The organism is Pseudomonas sp. PICF6 (assembly GCF_009831705.1).
GTDB classification, from domain to species: domain Bacteria; phylum Pseudomonadota; class Gammaproteobacteria; order Pseudomonadales; family Pseudomonadaceae; genus Aquipseudomonas; species Aquipseudomonas rhizophila.
This window is the reverse complement of the sequence record NZ_WUUD01000013.1, coordinates 354244-376511: the sequence shown is the minus strand read 5'-3', so window position 1 is coordinate 376511 and position 22268 is coordinate 354244. Positions and strand designations below refer to the sequence as shown.

Annotated in this window: 15 protein-coding genes and 1 pseudogene; 6 read left to right on the top strand and 10 right to left on the bottom strand. The window is 60.4% G+C overall.

The genetic code is table 11. The annotated features are described in order from the left end of the window. The 8 genes from GSM73_RS27055 to mtnA form a co-directional block, all read right to left on the bottom strand. The coding region (locus GSM73_RS27055; protein ID WP_256676750.1) for a S1 RNA-binding domain-containing protein at window positions 1-752 on the bottom strand (752 nt) is incomplete at its 3' end. A 120-nt stretch (window positions 753-872) separates the two neighbouring features. Next, window positions 873-1562, bottom strand: a complete 690-nt coding sequence (gene cmk / locus GSM73_RS06740; RefSeq protein WP_047226311.1) for a (d)CMP kinase — start codon at window positions 1560-1562, stop codon at window positions 873-875. Next, window positions 1559-3766, bottom strand: coding sequence for a bifunctional prephenate dehydrogenase/3-phosphoshikimate 1-carboxyvinyltransferase (locus tag GSM73_RS06735; protein WP_047226310.1), 2208 nt, complete (start codon window positions 3764-3766; stop codon window positions 1559-1561). The genes cmk and GSM73_RS06735 overlap by 4 nt, the downstream gene beginning before the upstream one ends. 28 nt (window positions 3767-3794) lie before the next feature. Beyond that, complete coding sequence (hisC, locus tag GSM73_RS06730; RefSeq protein WP_047226309.1) at window positions 3795-4907, bottom strand: histidinol-phosphate transaminase; 1113 nt, start codon at window positions 4905-4907, stop codon at window positions 3795-3797. Window positions 4908-4920: 13 nt separating this feature from the next. Beyond that, entirely contained in the window at window positions 4921-6015 is a 1095-nt protein-coding gene (gene pheA / locus GSM73_RS06725; protein WP_003199233.1) for a prephenate dehydratase, read from the bottom strand. After that, window positions 6015-7100, bottom strand: a complete 1086-nt coding sequence (serC, locus tag GSM73_RS06720) for a 3-phosphoserine/phosphohydroxythreonine transaminase (protein ID WP_047226308.1) — start codon at window positions 7098-7100, stop codon at window positions 6015-6017. Before serC ends, pheA begins: the two co-directional genes overlap by 1 nt. Window positions 7101-7333: 233 nt before the next feature. Beyond that, the gene (gene gyrA / locus GSM73_RS06715) at window positions 7334-9997 is read right to left on the bottom strand and encodes a DNA gyrase subunit A (protein ID WP_047226307.1); all 2664 of its coding nucleotides are present in this window, start codon (window positions 9995-9997) and stop codon (window positions 7334-7336) included. 447 nt (window positions 9998-10444) lie between these two features. Next, window positions 10445-11521, bottom strand: a complete 1077-nt coding sequence (mtnA, locus tag GSM73_RS06710) for an S-methyl-5-thioribose-1-phosphate isomerase (RefSeq protein ID WP_047226306.1) — start codon at window positions 11519-11521, stop codon at window positions 10445-10447. Between the two features lie 106 nt (window positions 11522-11627). On the opposite strand from mtnA, the gene GSM73_RS06705 reads away from it, so the two are divergent. From GSM73_RS06705 to GSM73_RS06685, 5 genes are all read left to right on the top strand, one after another. Further along, window positions 11628-12959, top strand: coding sequence for a TRZ/ATZ family hydrolase (locus tag GSM73_RS06705; protein WP_160891926.1), 1332 nt, complete (start codon window positions 11628-11630; stop codon window positions 12957-12959). 61 nt (window positions 12960-13020) lie between these two features. Then, window positions 13021-13719 carry a bifunctional 2-polyprenyl-6-hydroxyphenol methylase/3-demethylubiquinol 3-O-methyltransferase UbiG gene (gene ubiG, locus GSM73_RS06700; RefSeq protein WP_047226304.1) on the top strand — a complete coding sequence of 233 codons (699 nt, stop codon included), beginning with the start codon at window positions 13021-13023 and terminating at the stop codon, window positions 13717-13719. Window positions 13720-13723: 4 nt separating this feature from the next. Then, window positions 13724-14395 carry an N-acetylmuramic acid 6-phosphate phosphatase MupP gene (gene mupP / locus GSM73_RS06695; protein ID WP_160891924.1) on the top strand — a complete coding sequence of 224 codons (672 nt, stop codon included), beginning with the start codon at window positions 13724-13726 and terminating at the stop codon, window positions 14393-14395. Between the two features lie 210 nt (window positions 14396-14605). Then, complete coding sequence (locus GSM73_RS06690; RefSeq protein WP_047226302.1) at window positions 14606-15346, top strand: YciK family oxidoreductase; 741 nt, start codon at window positions 14606-14608, stop codon at window positions 15344-15346. Window positions 15347-15708: 362 nt separating this feature from the next. Continuing rightward, a complete protein-coding gene (locus GSM73_RS06685; RefSeq protein WP_047226301.1) occupies window positions 15709-16635 on the top strand; it encodes a GGDEF domain-containing protein in 927 nt (308 codons plus the stop codon). A gap of 147 nt (window positions 16636-16782) precedes the next feature. Here GSM73_RS06685 and GSM73_RS06680 read toward each other — a convergent pair whose 3' ends face one another. Together GSM73_RS06680 and GSM73_RS06675 are read right to left on the bottom strand one after the other, a co-directional pair. Beyond that, window positions 16783-17553: a TenA family transcriptional regulator gene (locus GSM73_RS06680; RefSeq protein WP_218575624.1), complete on the bottom strand. Its 771-nt coding sequence runs from the start codon at window positions 17551-17553 to the stop codon at window positions 16783-16785. Window positions 17554-17632: 79 nt separating this feature from the next. Continuing rightward, window positions 17633-20092 carry an EAL domain-containing protein gene (locus GSM73_RS06675; protein ID WP_160892027.1) on the bottom strand — a complete coding sequence of 820 codons (2460 nt, stop codon included), beginning with the start codon at window positions 20090-20092 and terminating at the stop codon, window positions 17633-17635. 301 nt (window positions 20093-20393) lie between these two features. On the opposite strand from GSM73_RS06675, the pseudogene GSM73_RS06670 reads away from it, so the two are divergent. After that, a pseudogene (locus tag GSM73_RS06670) lies at window positions 20394-22268 on the top strand (hypothetical protein); the annotation flags it as partial.

Sequence of the window (22268 nt, the reverse complement as noted above, 5' to 3'; positions counted from 1 at the left end):
TCGTACTTCAGAACCTTGACATCGATCTCGTCGCCAACGTTGACGATTTCCGAAGGATGCTTGATACGCTTCCAGGCCATGTCGGTGATGTGCAGCAGGCCATCGACGCCACCCAGATCAACGAATGCGCCGTAATCGGTGAGGTTCTTGACGATACCCTTGACCTGCTGGCCTTCCTGCAGCGATTCCAGCAGAGCTTCACGCTCGGCGGAGTTCTCGGCTTCCAGGACACTGCGACGGGAAACGACAACGTTGTTGCGCTTCTGGTCCAGCTTGATGACCTTGAATTCCAGCTCTTTGCCTTCCAAGTGCGTGGTGTCGCGCACTGGACGGACGTCAACCAGGGAACCTGGCAGGAACGCACGGATGCCGTTAACGTCGACAGTGAAGCCGCCTTTAACCTTACCGTTGATAACGCCCTTGACCACTTCCTCAGCTGCGAAAGCCGCTTCCAGAACGATCCAGCATTCAGCGCGCTTGGCTTTTTCACGGGACAGCTTGGTTTCACCGAAGCCATCTTCAACCGAGTCCAGCGCAACGTGAACTTCGTCACCGACGTTGATGTTCAGTTCGCCAGCGTCGTTGTAGAACTGCTCAAGCGGGATGAGTGCTTCAGACTTCAGACCAGCGTGAACGGTTACCCAGCGAGCTTGGTAATCGATATCAACGATAACACCGGTGATGATGGAGCCTGCCTGAAGGTTCAGGGTTTTCAGGCTTTCTTCAAAGAGTTCCGCAAAGCTTTCGCTCATTTTAATTCCTGTTGATTAGGGCGAAGAATACGCCCGCCTCCACACCCCAGACGGTGTGGGTTAGTTTCATATAAAAGAAGCACCGCAGGACTATGACTGGTCCCCTGCGGAGCTTCCTGGTCACCCGGCGATATCGCGGATGGCGATTTCGCTCATGATGCGTTGCAACACCTGATCGATGGACAACTCCGTGGAATCCAGCTGTATCGCGTCAGCCGCCGGCTTGAGCGGGGCTACTGCGCGCTGGGTGTCACGCTCGTCGCGTGCACGGATCTCATCTAGCAGACTCGACAGACTAACATCCTCGCCTTTGCCCTTCAACTGCAAATATCGGCGACGAGCCCTCTCCTCGGCACTGGCGGTGAGGAAAATCTTCAGCGGGGCATCGGGAAACACCACGGTCCCCATGTCGCGCCCATCGGCCACTAATCCGGGCGGCTCCTGGAAAGCGCGCTGGCGCTGTAGCAACGCCTCGCGCACCGCCGGCAGCGCGGCGACCTGGGAGGCCCCGGCCCCGACGCTTTCGGTACGAATGACATTGCTGACTTCGTCACCCTCCAGAATGATGCGCTGCAGCTGACCGTCGGTCGCCGCGATGAACTGCACGTCCAGATGCGCAGCCAGGGCCTTGAGCAGCTCTTCGTTGGTCAGATCGACGCCATGATTGGCCGCGGCGAACGCCAGCAGACGATACAAGGCGCCCGAATCAAGCAGGTTCCAGCCCAATTGTTTGGCCAGTATTCCGGCGATGGTGCCCTTGCCCGAACCGCTTGGGCCATCGATGGTGATAACCGGTGCCTTGATGTTCACGACTGTGCCTCTTGTGCTACTCGAATACCGACCTGGGCACACAGTGCCAGGAAGTTCGGGAACGACGTCGCGACGTTGGCGCAATCATGGATGCGGATCGGCGCACTGGCGCGCAAAGACGCAACACTGAAGGCCATGGCGATACGGTGATCACCGTGACCATGGACTTCGCCGCCGCCGATCTGGCCGCCGTCGATGATGATGCCGTCCGGCGTCGGCTGGCATTTCACGCCCAACGCGATCAGGCCATCAGCCATCACCTGGATACGATCCGATTCCTTAACCCGAAGCTCTTCGGCGCCGGTCAGCACGGTGCGCCCTTCGGCACAGGCCGCCGCCACGAATAGTACCGGGAATTCGTCAATGGCCAGTGGCACCAGCGCTTCGGGAATCTCGATACCCTTGAGTTTAGCTGCTCGTACGCGCAGGTCTGCAACCGGCTCGCCGCCCACTTCACGCTGGTTTTCCAGAGTGATGTCAGCGCCCATCAGGCGCAGGATGTCGATCACACCGGTACGGGTCGGGTTGATGCCCACATGCTCGAGCACCAGCTCGGAGCCTTCGGCAATCGAGGCGGCCACCAGGAAGAACGCCGAGGACGAGATATCGCCCGGCACTTCAATGTGGGTCGCGGTCAGTTTGCTGCCGGACTCGACGGAGGCCGTGGCGCCGTTGACCGTGACCGGGTAGCCGAAGCCGCGCAGCATGCGCTCGGTGTGGTCGCGGGTCGGGGCCGGCTCGGTGACAGTGGTCTTGCCTTCGGCATAGAGACCGGCCAACAGCAGGCAGGATTTCACCTGGGCGCTGGCCATCGGCATGGTGTAGGTCAGGCCCTTGAGCTTGTTGCCACCGCGAATGGTCATTGGCGGACGACCTTCGGCCGCCGTCTCGATCACCGCACCCATTTCCCGCAGGGGGTTGGCCACGCGATTCATCGGCCGCTTGGACAGCGAAGCGTCACCGGTCAGGGTGCTGTCGAAGTCCTGGGCGGCCAGCAGGCCGGACAGCAGGCGCATCGACGTGCCGGAGTTGCCCAGGTAGATCGGCCCCGGAGCCGGCTTGAGGCCGTGCAGGCCGACACCATGAATGGTCACGCGACCGTGATGCGGGCCTTCGATGACCACGCCCATGTCGCGGAACGCTTGCAGCGTCGCCAGGGCGTCTTCACCTTCGAGAAAGCCTTCCACTTCGGTCACGCCTTCGGCCAGGGAGCCGAGCATGATCGAACGATGGGAAATCGATTTATCGCCCGGTACACGAATACGCCCACTCAGGGAGCCACCAGGTTGTGCCAGGAAAATCAGATCGTTGGAGTTCATAGCGTCCACATAGGCCCGACGGGCCAGGATTTTACTGAAATGCTCGCGGGCCACCCTGGCGCGTGTGAAAACGCCCAGCAATTGGTGCCCGTCCCCTGCATCGACCGCGTCGCGCAAGGCGTCGAGGTCGCTGCGAAATGTATCGAGTGTGCGCAGGACAGCTTCGCGGTTGGCGAGGAAGATGTCGTGCCACATGACCGGGTCGCTACCGGCGATTCTCGTGAAATCGCGGAAACCGCCGGCAGCGTAACGGAAGATCTCAAGATTTTCATTGCGTTTGGCCAATGAATCCACCAGACCGAACGCCAACAGGTGTGGCAAATGGCTGGTGGCGGCCAATACTTCATCGTGGCGCTCGACCTGCATGTGCTCGACGTCCGCACCCAGCTCGCGCCACAGGCGATCCACCACTGCCAGCGCAGCCGGATCGGTCTGGTCCAGTGGCGTCAATATTACTTTGTGACGACGAAACAGTTCGGCGTTGGAGGCTTCCACCCCGCTCTGCTCGGAACCGGCAATCGGATGACCGGGCACAAAGCGCGCCGGCATCCCGCCGAAGGCTTCGGTGGCCGCCCGCACGACATTGCCCTTGGCACTGCCGACGTCCGTGAGAATCGCCTGCCCCAGGTCCATGGTCGCCAGGCGTGCCAGCAGCTTCTCCATGGCCAGGATCGGCACGGCCAACTGGATCACGTCCGCACCCTGGCAAGCAATCGCCAGGTCGTCCTCGCAGCGATCCACCACTCCCAGTTCCACCGCCAGCCGACGCGACTGCGGGTCCAGATCGACACCCACCACTTCACGACACAGACCGCTTTCGCGCAGGCCTTTGGCGAAAGAGCCGCCGATCAACCCCAGACCGACCACCACCAGGCGACCGATCATAGGTGCAGCAGATTGCAGTGAAGTGACATCAACCACGAGCCAGAACCTTGCTCAACGCCTCGAGAAAGCGGCTGTTTTCCGCTGGCAGGCCAATGGTGACGCGCAGGTGGTTCGGCATGCCGTAGTTGGCCACCGGACGCACGATCACACCCTCGCGCAGCAAGCCCTGGAACACCGGGGCTGCAACACGGCCCAGGTCGACGCAGATGAAGTTGCCTTTGGATGGAATCCAGCTCAGGCCCAGCTCGCGGAACCCGGCTTCCAACTGCCGCATGCCAGCCTCGTTCAGGCGGCGACTTTCGGCCAGGTAGGCGTCGTCCCCGAGCGCAGCGCAGGCAGCGGCCAAGGCAAAGCTGTTGACGTTGAATGGCTGCCGCACGCGGTTGAGCACATCGGCCACCACGGCGGTGGACAAGCCATAGCCAACCCGCAAAGACGCCAGGCCATAGGCCTTGGAGAACGTGCGCGAGACCAGCAGGTTCGGGTAGGCGGCGAGAAAATCCAGGCCATCGGGCAAATCGCTGCCTTCGGCGTATTCGATGTAGGCCTCATCCAGCACCACCAGCACGTGCTCGGGCACGTCCTGCAGGAAGTCGTCCAACGCCTGGGCATCGAACCAGGTGCCGGTCGGGTTGTTTGGGTTGGCGATGAAGACGACCCGCGTGTTGGCGTCGATGGCCGCCAGCATGGCGGGCAGGTCGTGCCCCCAATCCTTGGCCGGCACCACATGGGCGTCGGCGCCGACAGCCTGGGTGGCGATCGGGTAGACCGCAAACGCATGCTCGCTGAACACGGCGTTGAGGCCCGGCGCCAGATAGGCACGCGCCACCAGCTCGAGAATGTCATTGGAACCGTTGCCCAGGGTGACCTGGCTCAACTCCACGCCACAGCGCTCGGCCAGCAGGCTTTTGAGGGCGAAACCGTTGCCGTCGGGATAACGGGTCAGCTCGGCCAGCTCGTCACGGATCGCTTCCAGCGCCTTGGGGCTCGCCCCCAAAGGGTTTTCGTTGCTTGCCAGCTTGACGATGCTGGCCGGGTCCAGATCCAGCTCACGAGCCAATTCGTCCACCGGCTTGCCTGGAACGTAAGGCGAGAGTTGTTGCACGCCTGGCTGAGCCAGAGCGAGGAAGTTGCCACTCATTAGCTATCCGCCCTTAAAGAACTGCTTTGGGGTAGGAACCCAGCACCTTGAGTGCCACTGCTTCCTGACTGATTTTTTCCAGCACACCTTTTACCAGTGGATCGCGGTGGTGGCCGACAAAATCGATGAAAAACACGTAGGTCCATTTACCGCTGCGCGACGGACGGGTCTCGATCCGTGTCAGATCGATGCCATTGTCATGGAACGGCACCAGCAGCTCATGGAGCGCGCCGGGCTTGTTGCTCATGGAGACGATGATCGACGTCTTGTCGTCGCCGGTCGGCGGCACTTCCTGGCTGCCAATCATCAGGAATCGCGTGGAGTTGTCCGGGCGATCCTCGATTTTTTCCGCCAGGCGGGTCAGGCCGTAGAGGCCGGCTGCCATGTCGCCGGCAATCGCCGCCGAGTTCCATTCACCCTTGACCCGCTTCGCCGCCTCGGCGTTGCTGGAGACCGCCACGCGCTCGACATTCGGGTAATGGGCATCCAGCCACTTGCGGCACTGGGCCAGTGACTGGGCGTGGGAGTAGATTCGGCTGATGCTGTCGGTCTTGGTGTTCTCCCCCACCAGCAGGTGATGGTGGATGCGCAGCTCGACTTCGCCGCAGATCACCATGTCGTGCTCAAGGAAACTGTCCAGCGTGTGGTTGACCGCGCCTTCGGTGGAGTTTTCCACCGGCACCACGCCGAAGTTCACCGCGCCCGCCGCCACTTCACGGAAGACTTCGTCGATGGCCGCCATCGGCTTGCTGATCACGGCGTGGCCGAAATGCTTCATGGCGGCCGCCTGGGTGAAGGTGCCTTCCGGGCCCAGGTAAGCGACTTTCAGAGGCTGCTCGAGGGCCAGGCACGAAGACATGATCTCGCGGAACAACCGCGCCATTTCTTCGTTGCCCAGAGGCCCCTTGTTGCGCTCCATGACACGCTTGAGTACCTGCGCTTCACGCTCCGGGCGATAGAACACCGGCACTTCGCCTTCGGCCAGGGAGGCCATTTTCACCCGCGCCACTTCCTGGGCGCAGCGCGCGCGCTCGCTGATCAGCTCCAGGACCTTTTCGTCCAGGGCATCGATGCGCAGGCGCAGCGCCTTGAGTTCTTGCTCAGACATCAACCATGTTCCTTCTCGAACTCTGCCATGTAGGAAATCAACGCATTGACCGCGTTGATATCGACGGCGTTGTAGATGGAAGCGCGCATGCCGCCGACCGAACGGTGACCCTTGAGGTTCAGCAGCCCGCGCTCGTCAGCACCGGCCAGGAACGGCTTATCGAGACGATCGTCGGCCAGGCGGAACGGTACGTTCATCCACGAACGATCAGTCTTGTTGATCGGATTGCTGTAGAGGCCGCTGGCGTCAATGAAGTCATAGAGCGTGCGCTGCTTCACTTCGTTGAGCTTGCCGATGGCCTCGACACCGCCCTGTTCTTTCAGCCACTCGAATACCAGGCCGGACAGGTACCAGGCCAGGGTCGGCGGGGTGTTGTACATCGAGCCATTGTCGGCGGCGACCTTGTAGTTGAGCATGGTCGGGCACAAGGAACGGGCGCGTCCCAGCAGGTCTTCGCGAATGATGCTGACCAGGATGCCGCTGGGACCGATGTTCTTCTGGGCGCCGGCGTAGATCATGCCGAAACGGGAGATATCCACCGGGCGCGACAGGATGTCCGAAGACATGTCAGCCACCAATGGCACGTCGCCGGTTTCCGGAATCCAGTTGAATTCCAGGCCGCCGATGGTTTCGTTCGGCGCGTAATGAACGTAGGCCGCGTCCTTGGACAGGTTCCACTCGTTCTGGCCGGGAATGGCGAAATAGTCGTAGGGCTTGGCCGTGGCCGCGACATTGACGTGGCCGTAGCGCGAGGCTTCTTCGATGGCTTTCTGCGACCAGATCCCGGTGTCGATGTAGTCGGCCTTGCCGCTTTCGGGCAGCAGGTTCAGCGGGATCTGCGCAAACTGCTGGCTGGCGCCGCCCTGCAGGAACAGCACCTTGTAGTTGGAGGGGATGCTCAGCAGATCACGCAAGTCCTGCTCGGCCTTGGTGGCAATGGACACGAACTCATCGCTGCGATGGCTCATTTCCATGACGGACAGGCCCTTGCCATGCCAGTCGAGAAGTTCACCTTGGGCACGCTTCAGGACCGCTTCAGGAAGCGCCGCCGGGCCGGCACAGAAGTTATAGGCTCTCTTGCTCACATCCAATCTCGCTCTGATCTGGTGGTCACATCAATCTTCAATCAACACATGACCCAAATGTGGGAGCGAGCCTGCTCGCGATAGCGATGTAACAGTCAGCATCCATGTTGAATGTCAGTCCGTTATCGCGAGCAGGCTCGCTCCCACAGTTGCGCGTCATGTGCAGTGTCGCAAATTTTCAAACAGGACAAACAACAAGGGGGCGAATCTTCATCCGCCCCCTGCATGTCCGCTTAGTCCTGCGGTTCTTCTTCGTCTGCGGCAGCGTCGAGCGGTTGGTCGCCGGTCATGTCGTCAACGTCGGTAGCAAGAGTACCGTCGAACGCCACGCCCTCCTCGCCTTCCAGCTCCTCGCCTTCGACTTCCGATGGCTCCTGCACGCGCTCAAGCCCGACCAGCGTTTCGTCGCTGGCCAGCTTGATCAGCGTCACACCCTGGGTGTTACGACCCAGGCTCGACACTTCGGCCACCCGCGTGCGCACCAAGGTGCCCTGGTCGGAGATCAACATGATCTCCTCGCCATCGAGCACCTGGACAGCGCCGACCAGACGACCGTTACGGTCGTTGCTGACCATGGCGATCACGCCCTGGCCGCCACGCTTGTACTCAGGGAATTCGCTGATGGCCGTGCGCTTGCCATAACCACGCGCCGAAGCGGTGAGGATCTGGCTGCCTTCTTCGGGGATCAGCATGGAAATCAGCTTCTGACCTTCCGGCAGGCGCATGCCGCGCACACCGCGGGCGGTACGGCCCATGGCGCGAACGTCGGATTCCTTGAAACGGGTAACCTTGCCGCCGTCGGAGAACAGCATGACCTCACGCTCACCGTCGGTGATGGCAGCGGAAATCAGCACGTCGCCCTCGTCCAGCTCCAGGGCGATCAGGCCGACACTGCGCTGACGACTGAAGGATTCCAGCGGAGTCTTCTTCACGGTGCCCTTGGCGGTGGCCATGAAGATGTAATGACCTTCGGTGTATTCCTCCACCGGCAGCATGGTAGTGATGTACTCATCGCTATCGAGCGGCAGCAGGTTGACCAGCGGACGACCACGGGCGGCACGGGACGCTTCGGGGATTTCGTAGGTCTTGAGCCAGTACACCTTGCCCTTGCTGGAGAACAGCAACAGCGTGGTGTGGCTGTTGGCAACCAGCAGGTGAGCGATGTAGTCCTCGTCCTTGACGCCTGTGGCCGACTTGCCTTTACCACCGCGACGCTGGGCCTGATAGGCGGCCAACGGCTGGGTCTTGGCGTAGCCGCCGTGGGAAATGGTCACCACGCGCTCTTCTTCCGGGATCATGTCACCCAGGGTCAGGTCCAGGCGCGCATCGAGAATCTCGGTGCGGCGCACGTCGCCGTATTCGGCGCGGATCACTTCCAATTCTTCGCGGATCACTTCCATCAGGCGCGTGGCGCTGTTGAGGATGCGGATCAGCTCGCCGATCTGGTTGAGGATTTCCTGGTATTCAGCCAGCAGCTTCTCGTGTTCCAGGCCGGTCAGGCGGTGCAGGCGCAGTTCCAGGATGGCTTGCGCCTGTTCCGGGGACAGGAAGTACTTGCCATCGCGCAGGCCGTATTGCGGGTCGAGGTTTTCCGGACGGCACGAGTCGGCGCCGGCACGCTCGACCATCGCCACTACCGCGGTGGATTCCCAAGGCGTGCTGATCAGCGCTTCCTTGGCTTCCGACGGGGTTGGCGAGGCCTTGATCAGAGCGATGACCGGGTCGATGTTCGACAGGGCAACGGCCTGGCCTTCGAGGATATGACCACGCTCGCGGGCCTTGCGCAGCTCGAACACGGTGCGGCGGGTGACCACTTCGCGACGGTGACGCACGAAGGCTTCCAGCAGATCCTTGAGGTTCAGGATCCTCGGACGGCCGTCGATCAGCGCCACGATGTTGATGCCGAACACCGCTTGCAGCTGGGTCTGGGCATAGAGGTTGTTGAGGATCACCTCGGGCACTTCGCCGCGACGCAGTTCGATCACGACGCGCATGCCGTCCTTGTCGGACTCGTCCCGCAGCTCGGTGATGCCTTCAAGCTTCTTCTCTTTCACCAGCTCGGCGATCTTCTCGATCAGACGGGCCTTGTTCAGCTGGTATGGGAGTTCGGTGATGACGATCTGCTGGCGACCACCGACCTTGTCGATGTCTTCGATGGTCGAGCGGGCGCGCATGTAAATGCGGCCGCGACCGGTGCGGTAGGCTTCGATGATACCGGCGCGACCGTTGATGATCGCAGCGGTCGGGAAGTCAGGACCAGGGATGTACTGCATCAACTCATCGACCGTCAGCTCGGGATTGTCGATGAGGGCCAGGCAACCGTCGATGACTTCACCGAGGTTGTGCGGCGGGATGTTGGTCGCCATGCCCACGGCGATACCGCTGGAGCCGTTGACCAGCAGGTTCGGGATACGGGTCGGCATGACCGCCGGGATCATTTCGGTGCCGTCGTAGTTCGGCACCCAGTCCACGGTTTCCTTATGCAGGTCGGCCAGCAGTTCGTGGGCCAGCTTGGTCATGCGCACTTCGGTGTATCGCATGGCCGCGGCGTTGTCGCCGTCCACGGAACCGAAGTTGCCCTGGCCGTCTACCAGCAAGTAGCGCAGGGAGAATGGCTGGGCCATCCGGACGATGGTGTCGTACACGGCGGTGTCACCGTGGGGGTGATACTTACCGATCACGTCACCGACGACACGGGCTGATTTCTTGTACGGCTTGTTGAAGTCGTTGCCCAGCTCGCTCATCGCGAACAGCACGCGCCGGTGCACGGGCTTCAAGCCATCGCGCGCATCCGGCAGCGCCCGCCCGACGATTACGCTCATTGCGTAGTCGAGGTAGGACTGTTTCAGCTCGTCTTCGATATTGACCGGGAGGATTTCTTTGGCCAGTTCGCCCATGAGAAGCCTGATTCCTTTTTCTGGTGAAACCTCGTCACATCCAGATGGGACGAACGAAGCTCGCCGCTGCAGAACAAGTGCCATGCAGCGACTTACGACAAATCAACGAGTTATGCCATGGATCTGCGCAGTAAAGGCCACCTCGTGAGGCAGCCCTGGAAACCGCCGGATGTTATCACAAGAGCCGCCACGCACCTATCCCCCTGATGCGCATGGAGCATAGTTAGTTGACCGGTGACAGGCTGATATGGGACGAGAGGGGCTTAGAGGCTTGCCGAAAGCAGATTTGAGGTTCAATTCAGGCTCATTTGCTGACTTTCAGGGCCTCATCGCGAGCGGGCTCGCTCCCACGGGGGATCTGTGTATGCCGAAGATTCCGGCCACAACACCGATCCAATGTGGGAGCGAGCCCGCTCGCGATAGCGGCAGACCCGCCACTCAAAGCCTTCAGTGCAACCGCTTGCGACACATCAACTGCGCCATCTTCGCCGTATCCGGGCGCTCGACGATGCCTTTCTCGGTGACAATGGCGTCGATCAGGTCCGCCGGGGTGACGTCGAACACCGGGTTGAAGGCATCCACCTCCGCCCCGACCCGCTTGCCGCCAACCTCCAGCAGTTCGCGCCCGTCGCGCTCTTCAATCGGAATGTCTTCGCCGCTGGCCAAGTTCATGTCGATGGTCGAACTCGGCGCCACCACCATGAAGCGCACGCCATGGTGCATGGCGCAGACCGCCAGTTGATAGGTGCCGATCTTGTTCGCCACGTCGCCATTGGCCGTGATGCGGTCGGCGCCGACGATGACCCAAGTCACGCCCTTGGTCTTCATGATGTGGGCGGCGGCGGAATCGGCATTGAGGGTCACCGGGATGCCTTCATTGGCCAACTCCCACGCGGTGAGGCGCGAGCCTTGCAGCCACGGACGGGTTTCGTCGGCGTAGACGCGCTCGACCATGCCCTCGAGGAACGCCCCCCGGATCACGCCAAGGGCCGTGCCAAAGCCGCCGGTGGCCAGGGCGCCGGTATTGCAATGGGTCAGGATGGCCTGGGCGTTGCCCTGATGCTTGCGGATCAGGTCGACACCCAACTGAGCCATGGTCAGGTTGGCTTCGCGGTCGCTTTCATGGATGGCGATGGCTTCGGCCTCAAGGGCAGCCAGCGGTTCGGCATGCTCTTTCAAGCGCCCCAGCCGGTCGCGCATCCGGTCAAGCGCCCAAAACAGGTTCACCGCTGTCGGCCGCGAGTTGGCCAGCAGGGCAAAATCAGCTTCCAGCGCCGCCTGCCAGTCCCCGCCCTCGGCCACCCGCGCCCGCGCTGCCAGCACCACGCCATAGGCCGCACTGATGCCGATGGCCGGCGCGCCCCGCACCACCATCGAGCGAATGGCCTCGGCCACGCCGGCCGCCGAGGTATAGGCGATCCAGGTTTCCTCGAACGGCAAAATACGCTGATCCAACAGATAGAGGGCGCCATCACGCCAATCGATGGCCTTCACCTTCTCCGCAGCCAACAGTCGATCGCGCATCCCACACCCCGCACTCATGAACAAAAGCCGCCGATTATAGCGATCCCTCCGCGAAGACGCTCGGGTATACTTCGCCATCCTTTATACGCCATGGAACCGTTCCACGATGCCCAAGCCTGCCGTTGCGCTCGACTTATTACTGCTGCCGACCTGGTTGGTGCCTGTCGAACCCGCCGGTGTCGTGCTCAAGGATCATGGCCTGGGCATCCGCGACGGCTGCATCGTGTTCATCGGTCCACGGGCAGAAGCCCTCAAGTGTGACGCAGCCCAGGTCCGCGAACTGCCGGGCATGCTCCTGAGCCCCGGATTGATCAACGCCCACGGCCATGCGGCGATGACCCTGTTCCGCGGGCTGGCCGACGACCTGCCCTTGATGACCTGGCTTGAACAACACATCTGGCCGGCCGAGGGCAAATGGGTCGACGAAGATTTTGTTCGCGACGGCACTGACCTGGCGATCGCCGAGCAGCTCAAGGGCGGCATCACGTGTTTCTCGGATATGTATTTTTACCCCAAGGTTGCCAGCGAGCGTGTGCACAACAGCGGTATCCGCGCACAAATCGCCATTCCGATCCTCGATTTTCCGATCCCCGGTGCCGCCAGCGCCGACGATGCCATTCGTCAGGGCATCGAATTGTTTGGCGACCTCAAGCATCATCCACGGATCAAAGTGGCATTCGGCCCCCATGCGCCCTACACCGTCGGCGACGAGAACCTGGAAAAAATCCGGGTGATCGCCGAAGAACTGGACGCGGCCATTCATATGCATGTTCACGAAACCGCCTTCGAAGTACAGCAGGCTGTGGATAACACCGGTGAGCGCCCCATGGCCCGGCTGGGGCGCCTGGGCCTGCTGGGGCCACGCTTTCAGGCGGTGCACATGACTCAGGTCAGCGATGAAGACCAGGCGTTGCTGGTAGAAAGCAACTGTAGCGTGATCCACTGCCCGGAATCGAACATGAAGCTGGCCAGCGGGTTCTGCCCGGTGGAGCGCTTGTGGCAGGCCGGGGTCAATGTCGCGGTCGGCACTGACGGGGCGGCGAGCAACAACGATCTGGACCTGTTGGGCGAGACGCGTACCGCCGCATTGCTGGCCAAGGCCGTCGCCGGTTCGGCCACGGCCCTGGACGCCCACCGGGCGTTGCGCATGGCCACGCTCAATGGCGCCCGGGCGCTGGGCATCGAAGCGACGGTCGGCTCGCTGGAAGTCGGCAAGGCCGCCGACCTGGTGGCCTTTGACTTGTCGGGACTGGCCCAGCAGCCGGTCTATGACCCGGTGTCGCAACTGATCTACGCCACCGGTCGCGACTGCGTGAAACATCTGTGGGTGGCCGGCAAGCCCTTGCTTGAGGACGGCCGCCTGACCCGCCTGGACGAATCGCAGCTCAGTGCCACGGCACAGGCATGGGGTCGTCGCATCAGCGGCCACAACGAATAACCAGGCCCCTTGAGCCACGGCTCGGGCCCTACGATTTTTCAAGTTTTTCGAGGATCTGCACATGAGCAACGTCGACCACGCTGAAATCGCCAAATTCGAAGCCCTGGCCCATCGCTGGTGGGACCGTGAAAGCGAATTCAAACCGCTGCACGATATCAACCCGCTGCGGGTCAACTGGATTGACGAGCGAGTCAGCCTGGCTGGCAAGAAGGTGCTCGATGTCGGCTGCGGCGGCGGCATCCTCAGCGAAGCCATGGCCCAGCGCGGAGCGACGGTGATGGGCATCGACATGGGCGAAGCACCGCTGGCGGTTGCGCAACTGCATCAACTGGAATCCGGCGTCAGCGTGGAATACCGGCAGACCACCGCCGAAGCCCTGGCCGAGGAAATGCCCGAGCAGTTCGATGTGGTCACTTGCCTGGAAATGCTTGAACACGTACCGGATCCATCATCGGTCATCCGCGCGTGCTTTCGCATGGTCAAGCCCGGTGGCCAGGTGTTCTTCTCCACCATCAACCGCAATCCGAAGGCCTACCTGTTCGCCATCATCGGCGCCGAATACATCATGAAGCTGTTGCCACGTGGCACTCACGACTTCAAGAAATTCATCCGGCCTTCGGAGCTGGGGGCCTGGAGCCGCATGGCCGGGCTGACCGTCAAGGACATCATCGGCCTGACGTACAACCCGCTGACCAAGCACTACAAGCTGGCCGCCGACGTTGATGTCAACTACATGATCCAGACCTTGCGCGAGGAGTAAGTCGATGCGTCTCAAAGCGGTTCTCTTCGACATGGACGGCACGCTGCTCGACACCGCGCCGGACTTCATCGCCATCTGCCAGGCCATGCGTGCCGACCGTGGCCTGCCACCGATGAACACGCAGCATATTCGCGACGAAATTTCCGGCGGCGCCCGGGCGATGGTCGCGGTGACCTTCTCCATGGACCCGGAGTCGCCGGGTTTCGAGGAACTGCGCCAGGAATTCCTCGACCGCTACCTCAAGGGCTGCGCGGTGCACAGCCACCTGTTTGACGGCATGGCCCAGGTGCTGGCCGACATTGAGGCCGCCAACCTGATCTGGGGGGTAGTCACCAACAAACCGGTGCGCTTTGCCGAGCCGATCATGCAGGAGCTAGGTCTGGCCGAACGCTCGAAAGTGCTGATCTGCCCCGACCATGTAAAGAACAGCAAGCCGGACCCCGAACCGCTGACTCTGGCGTGCAAGATGCTCGACCTGGATCCGGCCAGCGTATTGTTCGTGGGCGACGACCTGCGGGACATCGAGTCTGGCCGCAGCGCCGGTACCAGGACCTGCGCGGTGACCTACGGCTACATTCACCCGGACGACAACCCGAACCATTGGGGCGCGGATGTGGTGATCGATCACCCCTCGGCGCTGCGTGAAGTGCTGGATAACGCGTTGTGCAGTTGCTGAGCTGACCGTACTCACTGTTGTCGATGCTTTTGTGGCGAGGGGATTTATCCCCGCTGAGGCGCGAAGCGCCTCTCCTACAGCATCAGGCCAAGCTGCAAAAACTTGGGGCTGCTTCGCAGCCCAGCGGGGATAAATCCCCTCGCCACAGATCAATCCCTTCGCCACACGTGCGCATCACCACGCATTTGTTCTGTTTCGTGAGGTTTTTTTATGTTTGAGTATTCCGCCCGCCCCGACCTGCTCAATGGCCGGGTCATCCTGGTCACCGGCGCTGGTCGCGGCATCGGCGCCGCAGCCGCCAAGGCCTATGCCGCCCACGGCGCTACTGTATTGCTGCTGGGCAAGACCGAAGCCAACCTGACCCAGGTCTACGATGAAATCGAAGCGGCCGGGCATCCACAGCCGGTGGTAATCCCGTTCAACCTCGAAACCGCCCTGCCCCATCAGTACGATGAACTGGCGGCGATGATTGAAACCGAATTCGGCCATCTGGACGGCCTGCTGCACAACGCCTCGATCATCGGCCCGCGTACGCCGCTGGAGCAGTTGTCCGGCGAGAACTTCATGCGGGTGATGCAGGTGAACGTCAACGCCATGTTCATGCTCACCAGCACCTTGCTGCCGCTGCTCAAGCTGTCCAAGGACGCGTCCGTGGTGTTCACCTCCAGCAGCGTCGGGCGTAAGGGACGGGCTTACTGGGGGGCTTATGGTGTCTCCAAGTTTGCCACCGAGGGGCTGATGCAAACCCTGGCCGACGAAGTCGAGACCGTCGCACCCATGCGCGCCAACAGCATCAACCCCGGCGCCACCCGCACCAGCATGCGCGCCCAGGCCTATCCGGGGGAAAACCCGCTCAACAACCCTACGCCTGAAGAAATCATGCCGGTCTACCTGTACCTCATGGGGCCGGATAGCACAGGCGTCAACGGTCAGGCGTTCAACGCCCAATAATTGTTCACCTTCGCGTCGCGTCGGTTTACCGTCGCGACGTCCCTGCGCCCGATACGTAGCCAGGCGAACCGCCAAGTCCATGTCGCCCCATGCCGACGACGCGCTCGCCGTTTGTAGTCAATACATTGATTTACAATCGGTTTTTATTCTACTGAACCGAATGGCACGACTTTCGCTCTAAAGATCCTCAAACACGCCATGTTCGGCGGGTAATGGATGTTGAGATGAGACTTATGCCTGCCAGGTAAAGCGGACTAAACTCAAATCAGATGTCCTACGGGACTGAAGGACCAGTACGACGCGCCGCCCAAAGCCGCCTCACCCAACCTGTCAGGACAGATTTGCTTAGGGGCTCACGCCATATGAAAACGCCAACCCAGATCAACGCGATTGATTTCGACAGCGCCAAACTGCAGCGCCTGGGCTTTGGCCAGCCGTCACCGCTGGTGGCACGCTCTGTCAATCTTTCGCAGTTGCGTCAGCAGCTGAGCCAGCAATTGCAGACCAGCCTGGAGCCGCAACGGATCCTGGGGCTGTTTTTTCGTGAGGTTCAGCGGCTGGTGCCGCTGGACGCGCTGATCTACCGCCACAGCCCCAGCGATCTGCGCCTGGAGCTGGGGCAACGCGGGCATCACACCCTCACCTACAACCTCAGCCATGAAAGCGAGTACTTGGGCGAGCTGGTGTTTCGCCGCAATCAACGCTTCACCGAGACCGAACAAGCCGACCTTGAGTCTGTGTTGTCGACGCTGCTGTTTCCGTTGCGCAATGCTCTGCTCTACCGCGCCGCGACCCAAAGCGCCCTGCGTGACCCACTGACCGGCACCGGCAACCGCATCGCCATGGACCAGACGCTGATCCGTGAAATTGATATGGCCAAGCGTCATTTGCAACCGCTGTCACTGTTGATGCTGGACATCGATCATTTCAAGCGCGTCAACGACAGTCATGGGCACGGTATCGGCGATGAGGTGTTGAAGGGCGTAGCCGAGGCCATCAAGAATCAGCTGCGCAATGTGGACATGGTGTTCAGGTTCGGCGGCGAAGAATTCCTGATTCTGCTCTCGAACACCAGCCGGGACGCCGCGGCCTTGGTCGGAGAACGACTGCGTCATGCCGCCCAGGCGCAGGATTATTTTGCCGCAGGCACCAGAATCGAACTGACGGTCAGCCTGGGTTGCGCGACGTTGCTGCCGGGTGAGTCAGTCGAAAGCCTGCTGCGCAGGGCCGACAACGCGTTGTACGTGGCCAAGCGCGAGGGCCGCAACCGGCTGGCGATGGCGGGTTGAAAACCAGCAATGACAGATTCTGTGAACACCGTCGAAAAATGTGGGAGCGAGCGTGCTCGCGATGGCGATCAGGCAATCAACCTCCCCGTTGACTGTCCTGACCCCTTCGCGAGCACGCTCGCTCCCACCTGGGTTGGCTATCGGGTATCAGCTCCCGGCCAACGCCAGGCGCTCACGGGGCGATGAGGTTTTCCCCACCGATTCCGATTGCTCCAGTTGCATGCAGCGCTCCAGGAAGAGGTACATGTAGTCGTAGCTCTTGCAGACAGCCTGGCGCAGTTCGATCTGCAAGGCCTTGCTCGGGTTCATGCCCGCCAGGGTGCAGATGATTTCCAGGGCTTCCCAGGGATGGGCATCATCGTACTGGGCGTGCATCTTCAGCCACTTCATGGCTCGCTTGCGGTCTTCCTCGGCGAAAGCCGCCGCGTAGATACCGCTGGAACACACCAGTGCCGACCACTCCCCGGTTGCCCCCTCGATGGCATAGTTGGTCGCGGCGATGGCCACGATCAGCGAGTCCGAAGAACTCGTATGCCAGCACCAGTGGCTCAGCGCATGGAGTTCGGGTGGCACTTGCTGCGCTTGCAGATCTTCCAGGGTCACGCCATGGGCGGCGCTCCAGTTGACCCAGTAATCGGCATGGTTGAGTTCGACACGAATGTTGCGCATCAGCCAGCGACGCGCCATGTCCTCGCCGGGATGGCGGGCAAAGCGTGTCTTGGTGAGGTTCTGTGCCATGTATAAGGCGAACTGTTCAACGACCGGCCAACCACCAATAAGGTAGTGGCGCATGGTCTTGGCACTGAGCTTGTTATCGCGCATGCGTTGATACAGCTCGTGTTCGACAACCCGGCGCTTGCTCTCGCTGCAATCGGTAATGAGCTGTTGTGCCCATTTCGGATAGCTTGTGGCGTCCATGAGCGGGCCTGTTCGGTTGAATGTGTCGATCACTGTCGGGCTCCTTTTGATTGTGATTTTTTCCGGATCAACAAGAGGTTCAGCGGAACGTGCCGGGGGCCTTGAATAACATCGGCTGCGGCCGGGCCGGCCTGCATTGCAACGTATCACAGGTAAACAACTGCGGGCGTTCAATCACATACCCTTGAGCGTAGTCCACCCCAATCTCCAGCAACGCCTGCTCGATCTGGGTAGTTTCAACAAACTCGGCAATCGTGCGCTTACCCATGACGTGGCCGATGTGATTGATCACCTCGACCATTGCACGGTTAATCGGGTCGTCCAGCATATCCTTTACGAAACTCCCGTCGATCTTCAGGAAGTCTACAGGTAAATGTTTCAGGTAAGCGAATGAAGACATTCCGGCACAAAAGTCATCGAGCGAAAAGTAACAACCCAAGCTCTTGAGTTCATTGATAAAGCGGATGGCGCTGCCCAAATTCGAAATAGCACTGGTCTCGGTTATTTCAAAACAAATCATTTCTGGTGGAATCGAGTAGGCCGCGAACTGTTTACGCAGGAAATCAAGGAATGCCTGATCTCCGATAGTTGTGCCTGACAGATTAATCGCACACATGGCCATCGGTCCCTGTCGCGAATCGTTCAGGCACTGGCGGATGATCTTGAAGACGTTTTCCACCACCCAGCGATCCAGGGAAGTCATCAAACCATAGCGTTCTGCCGCGGGAATGAAACTGTCCGGCAGAATCATCCTTCCGGCTTCATCATGCAGGCGCAACAGGATCTCGATATGCCCGCCGCCATGGTCGCCCGGACCCAGCGCGGCGATTTCCTGGGCATAAAGACAGAAGCGATTCTCCTCCAGGGCCATGTGCAAGCGCTGGACCCAAGCCATCTCGCCAAAGCGCAGGGACAGCTCCGAGTCGTCGGCGTGATAGACCTGGACGCGGTTGCGGCCCTTTTCCTTGGCCATGTAACAGGCCATATCGGCGGCACGCAGGGACGCCTCCAGCGTCGTCGGGCTTTGAGCGATATGCACCAGACCGATGCTCACGGTGGTCACGAATGGCCGGCCCTTCCAGACAAAATGCAGGTTCTGTACGGTCTGGCGCAGCCCTTCGGCGATCTTTTCCGCGGCCTCCGGCGAGCAGTTCTCCAGCAAGATACCGAACTCATCGCCCCCCAGTCGGGCCAGGGTGTCGTTTTCCCGCAGCCCCGATTGCAGCAGTGCGCATATATGCCGCAACAGTTCGTCACCCGCCGCATGGCCACAGGTGTCATTGACCAGCTTGAATTGGTCCAGGTCGAGGAACATCAATGCATGGCGCCCCACCTGGCGCGTCAGATTGTGCAGGGCTTGCTCAAGGCGATATTCAAATTCCCGGCGATTGGCCAGGCCGGTCAGCGCATCATGGGTGGCTTGCCACGACAGGTTGGCGATGTATTGGCGTTCCTGGGTCATGTCGTGCAACACCAGCACCGCTCCGCTGACCTTGCCGGCATGGCGGATCGGCGCGCCTACGAGCGTGACGGACACAGTGCTGCCATCCAGGCGCTGGATCAGTTTGGAATGCTCGCTGCCGCCACCGAGCCGGCCGCTGAGAATATGTTCGATCAGGGTCAGGCCTTCACTCTGGGCGTTGTCATCGAGCAAATTGAACAGGGCGGCCAGAGGCAGTCCCGTGGCGTGCTCGGCCTTCCAGTGAGTCATCGCTTCGGCGGCGGGATTCATGTAGGCAATTGCCCCTTCCACATCGGTGGTGATCACGCCATCGCCAATGGACTGCAAGGTGATCTGCGCCCGCTCCTTTTCCAGTTGCAGGGCATTGGCGAAGACCTGCCGCTGGGCCAGCAGTTTATGCGTGCGCAACAGAGCCAGCACGATCAACCCCAGTGCGGTGGCGAAGTTGGTCACCAGCAACAGGCGCAGGATGAAGCGCGACCCCTCCCCCAGCGCATCGCTGAAAGCTTTGGCTGCCGGGGTGACGGAATCGTTGATGGCAAAGATTTTCGCCTTCCAGCCGCGAATATCTGCCTCAGAAGCCTGACCTGCGGTAATCCGGCTGTGCATCTGGCGGGCGACGTCATCCAGTTCAATCAGGTAGCCGTCGCCCACCGTCCAGAGATCGATAGCCTCTTCCAGGTAACTGAAGTGTCGAAAATTCAGGTAGAGCCAGATCAGACTGGACACGTCGTCCGGGTGGTTGCCGCCCTTGAGGATTCCCGCCCGTGCAGCCTCCAGATCCGGCGGCTGACGGTCCAAGGCCACCCGCAGCTCATGCCCGCCCTCAGGTACGGCGATGGCCCGCTGGTACTTTTGAAAGATTGTTTCGTCGCGACTGTCGGCATAAAGATTGAGGTAATAAATCGCGTCTTTCTGACCCTTGGACCAAAGGCTTTCTCCCGCCACGTAGCCGCGCACCGCAGACAACACGTAAAGACTGACCCCCCCCAACAATGCCTGAAACAGGACGACGGCGATAAAAGGCCAGACGATGCCCAACAACCGGGGGGTTCCGAGAGTCCGCGCTTGAGTCATGAGATCCCTTGCATAGGCGTAGGCGATCAGCATTCAGACCGCTCATTCCCGCAAGACTAGGAGGCGTAGCAGCTCCCCGCAAGAGGCCGGACACTATTTGACACCCCATGCCCCTGGGTGCCTGAGACAACAGCGGTGATAAAGCCCTGGTAATTGCCAAACGCCGTTACAACTTTCCTGCACCCCATACATATCTACCACCCCGGGTTTGCCTGGACTGTTTTGATACGGAATTTCTCTAGACCTTGCACTTTATCGAGGCGCGTAGAGAAACGTTCGTTAATCACCAGGAAACCTCCATATGCAATCTACCGCCGCCCCCGGCCTTTCAACAAGTCTGAGCCCGACACCCTCTTATGCCGAGAAACATCAGGGTTTGCTGGGCGATTACGAGGCCATGCTATCGCTCGTTCGAAACCATCAGATACCGCTGCAGACGTTGGCCGACAGCCTGGTCAAGCCCAGGCTTTGTTCACCCATGGCGTTGGAAAATGAAACCGGACAACGAGCACTGCACACGCTCATCCAGGATAAAAACTATCAGGCGCTGTGCAAAACGCTAAGCGCCCCTCATTACCACTTGATCGTCACTTTAAAAGACGGCAAAGCCCTCTACGAGACACTGTCAAGGAACAGAGAAACCACCATTCAGATTCCACTGAACAACGACCCCTCTTGGAACGGGCTGCGTGCAAAGATTGAAAAAACTGCTCGACTATTAGGCGGGCAAATTCGTTTCGACGGCCAAGTAACATTTGCACGAATGACCTGGTTTTACGGTATTACCCCATGCAATCGGCAAAACACCGAGCAACGCAACGCCACGATGAATGCGCTGGAAGAGAAACGCGCTCACCACACGCTGGGGCTTGGACATGGAATAAACATCGACGCCCTGAGCCCCCACACTGAGAACCTGATCACTGACACAGTGCGTCAATTCCTGCCTACGCCGCACACCCCATTGCTGGCCTACCTGGGCGCTTCGGATATCGACACATTGACGACGACGCAAATCCGGGCGAAGCCTTCGGCGTATCTGGAGGCTATTCTGCAATCGACGAACGCCCGGAAACTGGCAACCAGGTTATTGCAAGTGCTGGGCTGGTTTGGCGGCAGACCCGGTGAGGACACGGCTGCAGGGATATGCACCAAGCTGCTCGCCCACGCCATTCGTCTTTGGCTTGAAAAGGAGCAAAACGAGAGCCCGGACAGTATCGCCGGTTACCCGTGGCAACGTTCGTCCAACTGGGGGAAAAGCTATGGGCAGATTCGGGCCGAGTTCGAGGCGCATCTGCTGTCTTCAAAACGCGCCGCGTCAGTGAACGAATCCATTCTGCTCGCGCGTCTTTATCAATCCTTGTTCCCGCCGCACTTCCAGATTCACGATATACCGTCGCAACTGCCTTACCGAAGCTCCACCGTCTGGGTAAATTTTGCTCATGGTGTGGGTCTTGCTGACGCGATCGACCCGACGTTGCTGCAAAGACTGAGTTTCCAGCAACTGGTCGACTTCCCTGGCCAATACGCCAGTGAAGCCACGGCTGATGACCTGAAACTCGTCACCCTGACCAGATTGAAACCCATGCTGGAATGGGCCGTGACAAACGGCCTGGTTGCCCATAAGGCCGACGAGCACTACACCCTGCAGGACATACAGACTGCTGCAGAAAAGCTCGACTTCACCATCGATAGCTTGACCCGGGCGGTCAACTGGCTGGATAGCCGCCCCCCCGAGAGGTTGAACATCGCCAGGCTTAAAATGGCGAAGCTCTTCGCAGACGGCCGGTTCGTGACGGATGGCAGGAAGCTGGTGAAGGAGGCCAGCACTTATGCCGCCCCCGTGACTCGGCTCAGCGGCCCCATCGCAAGACTCGCCCCCCAAACCTACACATTCACGGATGTGTATGCAGCCGGCCAACTCACTGAGCATAAATGGTTCGTCACCCGGCCCGATGGAAAAGTCATCACCGATGTCTGGTTCAAGATCGACCACGATACGACCCTACAGACTAACTTTGCCGGGCCCGGCTTTAGCGCTATTGCCCAGCAGGACAGGAAGCTCCCCGATATCGAGCAAACGTTCAAAACCCATTTCGACATCTACCTCAGCTTCATCAGAAGTTCCTATCGCACGTTGATCACCCACCTGCTCGCATCCCTACCCCTGGCTGAT

Coding starts and splice junctions, on each gene's coding strand:
- mtnA (WP_047226306.1), bottom strand. CDS start 11,521: ATGCGCGATCGACTGTTGGCTGCGGAGAAGGTGAAGGCCATCGATTGG.
- GSM73_RS06680 (WP_218575624.1), bottom strand. CDS start 17,553: ATGGACGCCACAAGCTATCCGAAATGGGCACAACAGCTCATTACCGAT.
- GSM73_RS06735 (WP_047226310.1), bottom strand. CDS start 3,766: ATGATCGGTCGCCTGGTGGTGGTCGGTCTGGGGTTGATCGGCGGCTCT.
- GSM73_RS06675 (WP_160892027.1), bottom strand. CDS start 20,092: ATGACTCAAGCGCGGACTCTCGGAACCCCCCGGTTGTTGGGCATCGTC.
- GSM73_RS06705 (WP_160891926.1), top strand. CDS start 11,628: ATGCCCAAGCCTGCCGTTGCGCTCGACTTATTACTGCTGCCGACCTGG.
- hisC (WP_047226309.1), bottom strand. CDS start 4,907: ATGAGTGGCAACTTCCTCGCTCTGGCTCAGCCAGGCGTGCAACAACTC.
- GSM73_RS06685 (WP_047226301.1), top strand. CDS start 15,709: ATGAAAACGCCAACCCAGATCAACGCGATTGATTTCGACAGCGCCAAA.
- mupP (WP_160891924.1), top strand. CDS start 13,724: ATGCGTCTCAAAGCGGTTCTCTTCGACATGGACGGCACGCTGCTCGAC.
- GSM73_RS06690 (WP_047226302.1), top strand. CDS start 14,606: ATGTTTGAGTATTCCGCCCGCCCCGACCTGCTCAATGGCCGGGTCATC.
- pheA (WP_003199233.1), bottom strand. CDS start 6,015: ATGTCTGAGCAAGAACTCAAGGCGCTGCGCCTGCGCATCGATGCCCTG.
- gyrA (WP_047226307.1), bottom strand. CDS start 9,997: ATGGGCGAACTGGCCAAAGAAATCCTCCCGGTCAATATCGAAGACGAG.
- ubiG (WP_047226304.1), top strand. CDS start 13,021: ATGAGCAACGTCGACCACGCTGAAATCGCCAAATTCGAAGCCCTGGCC.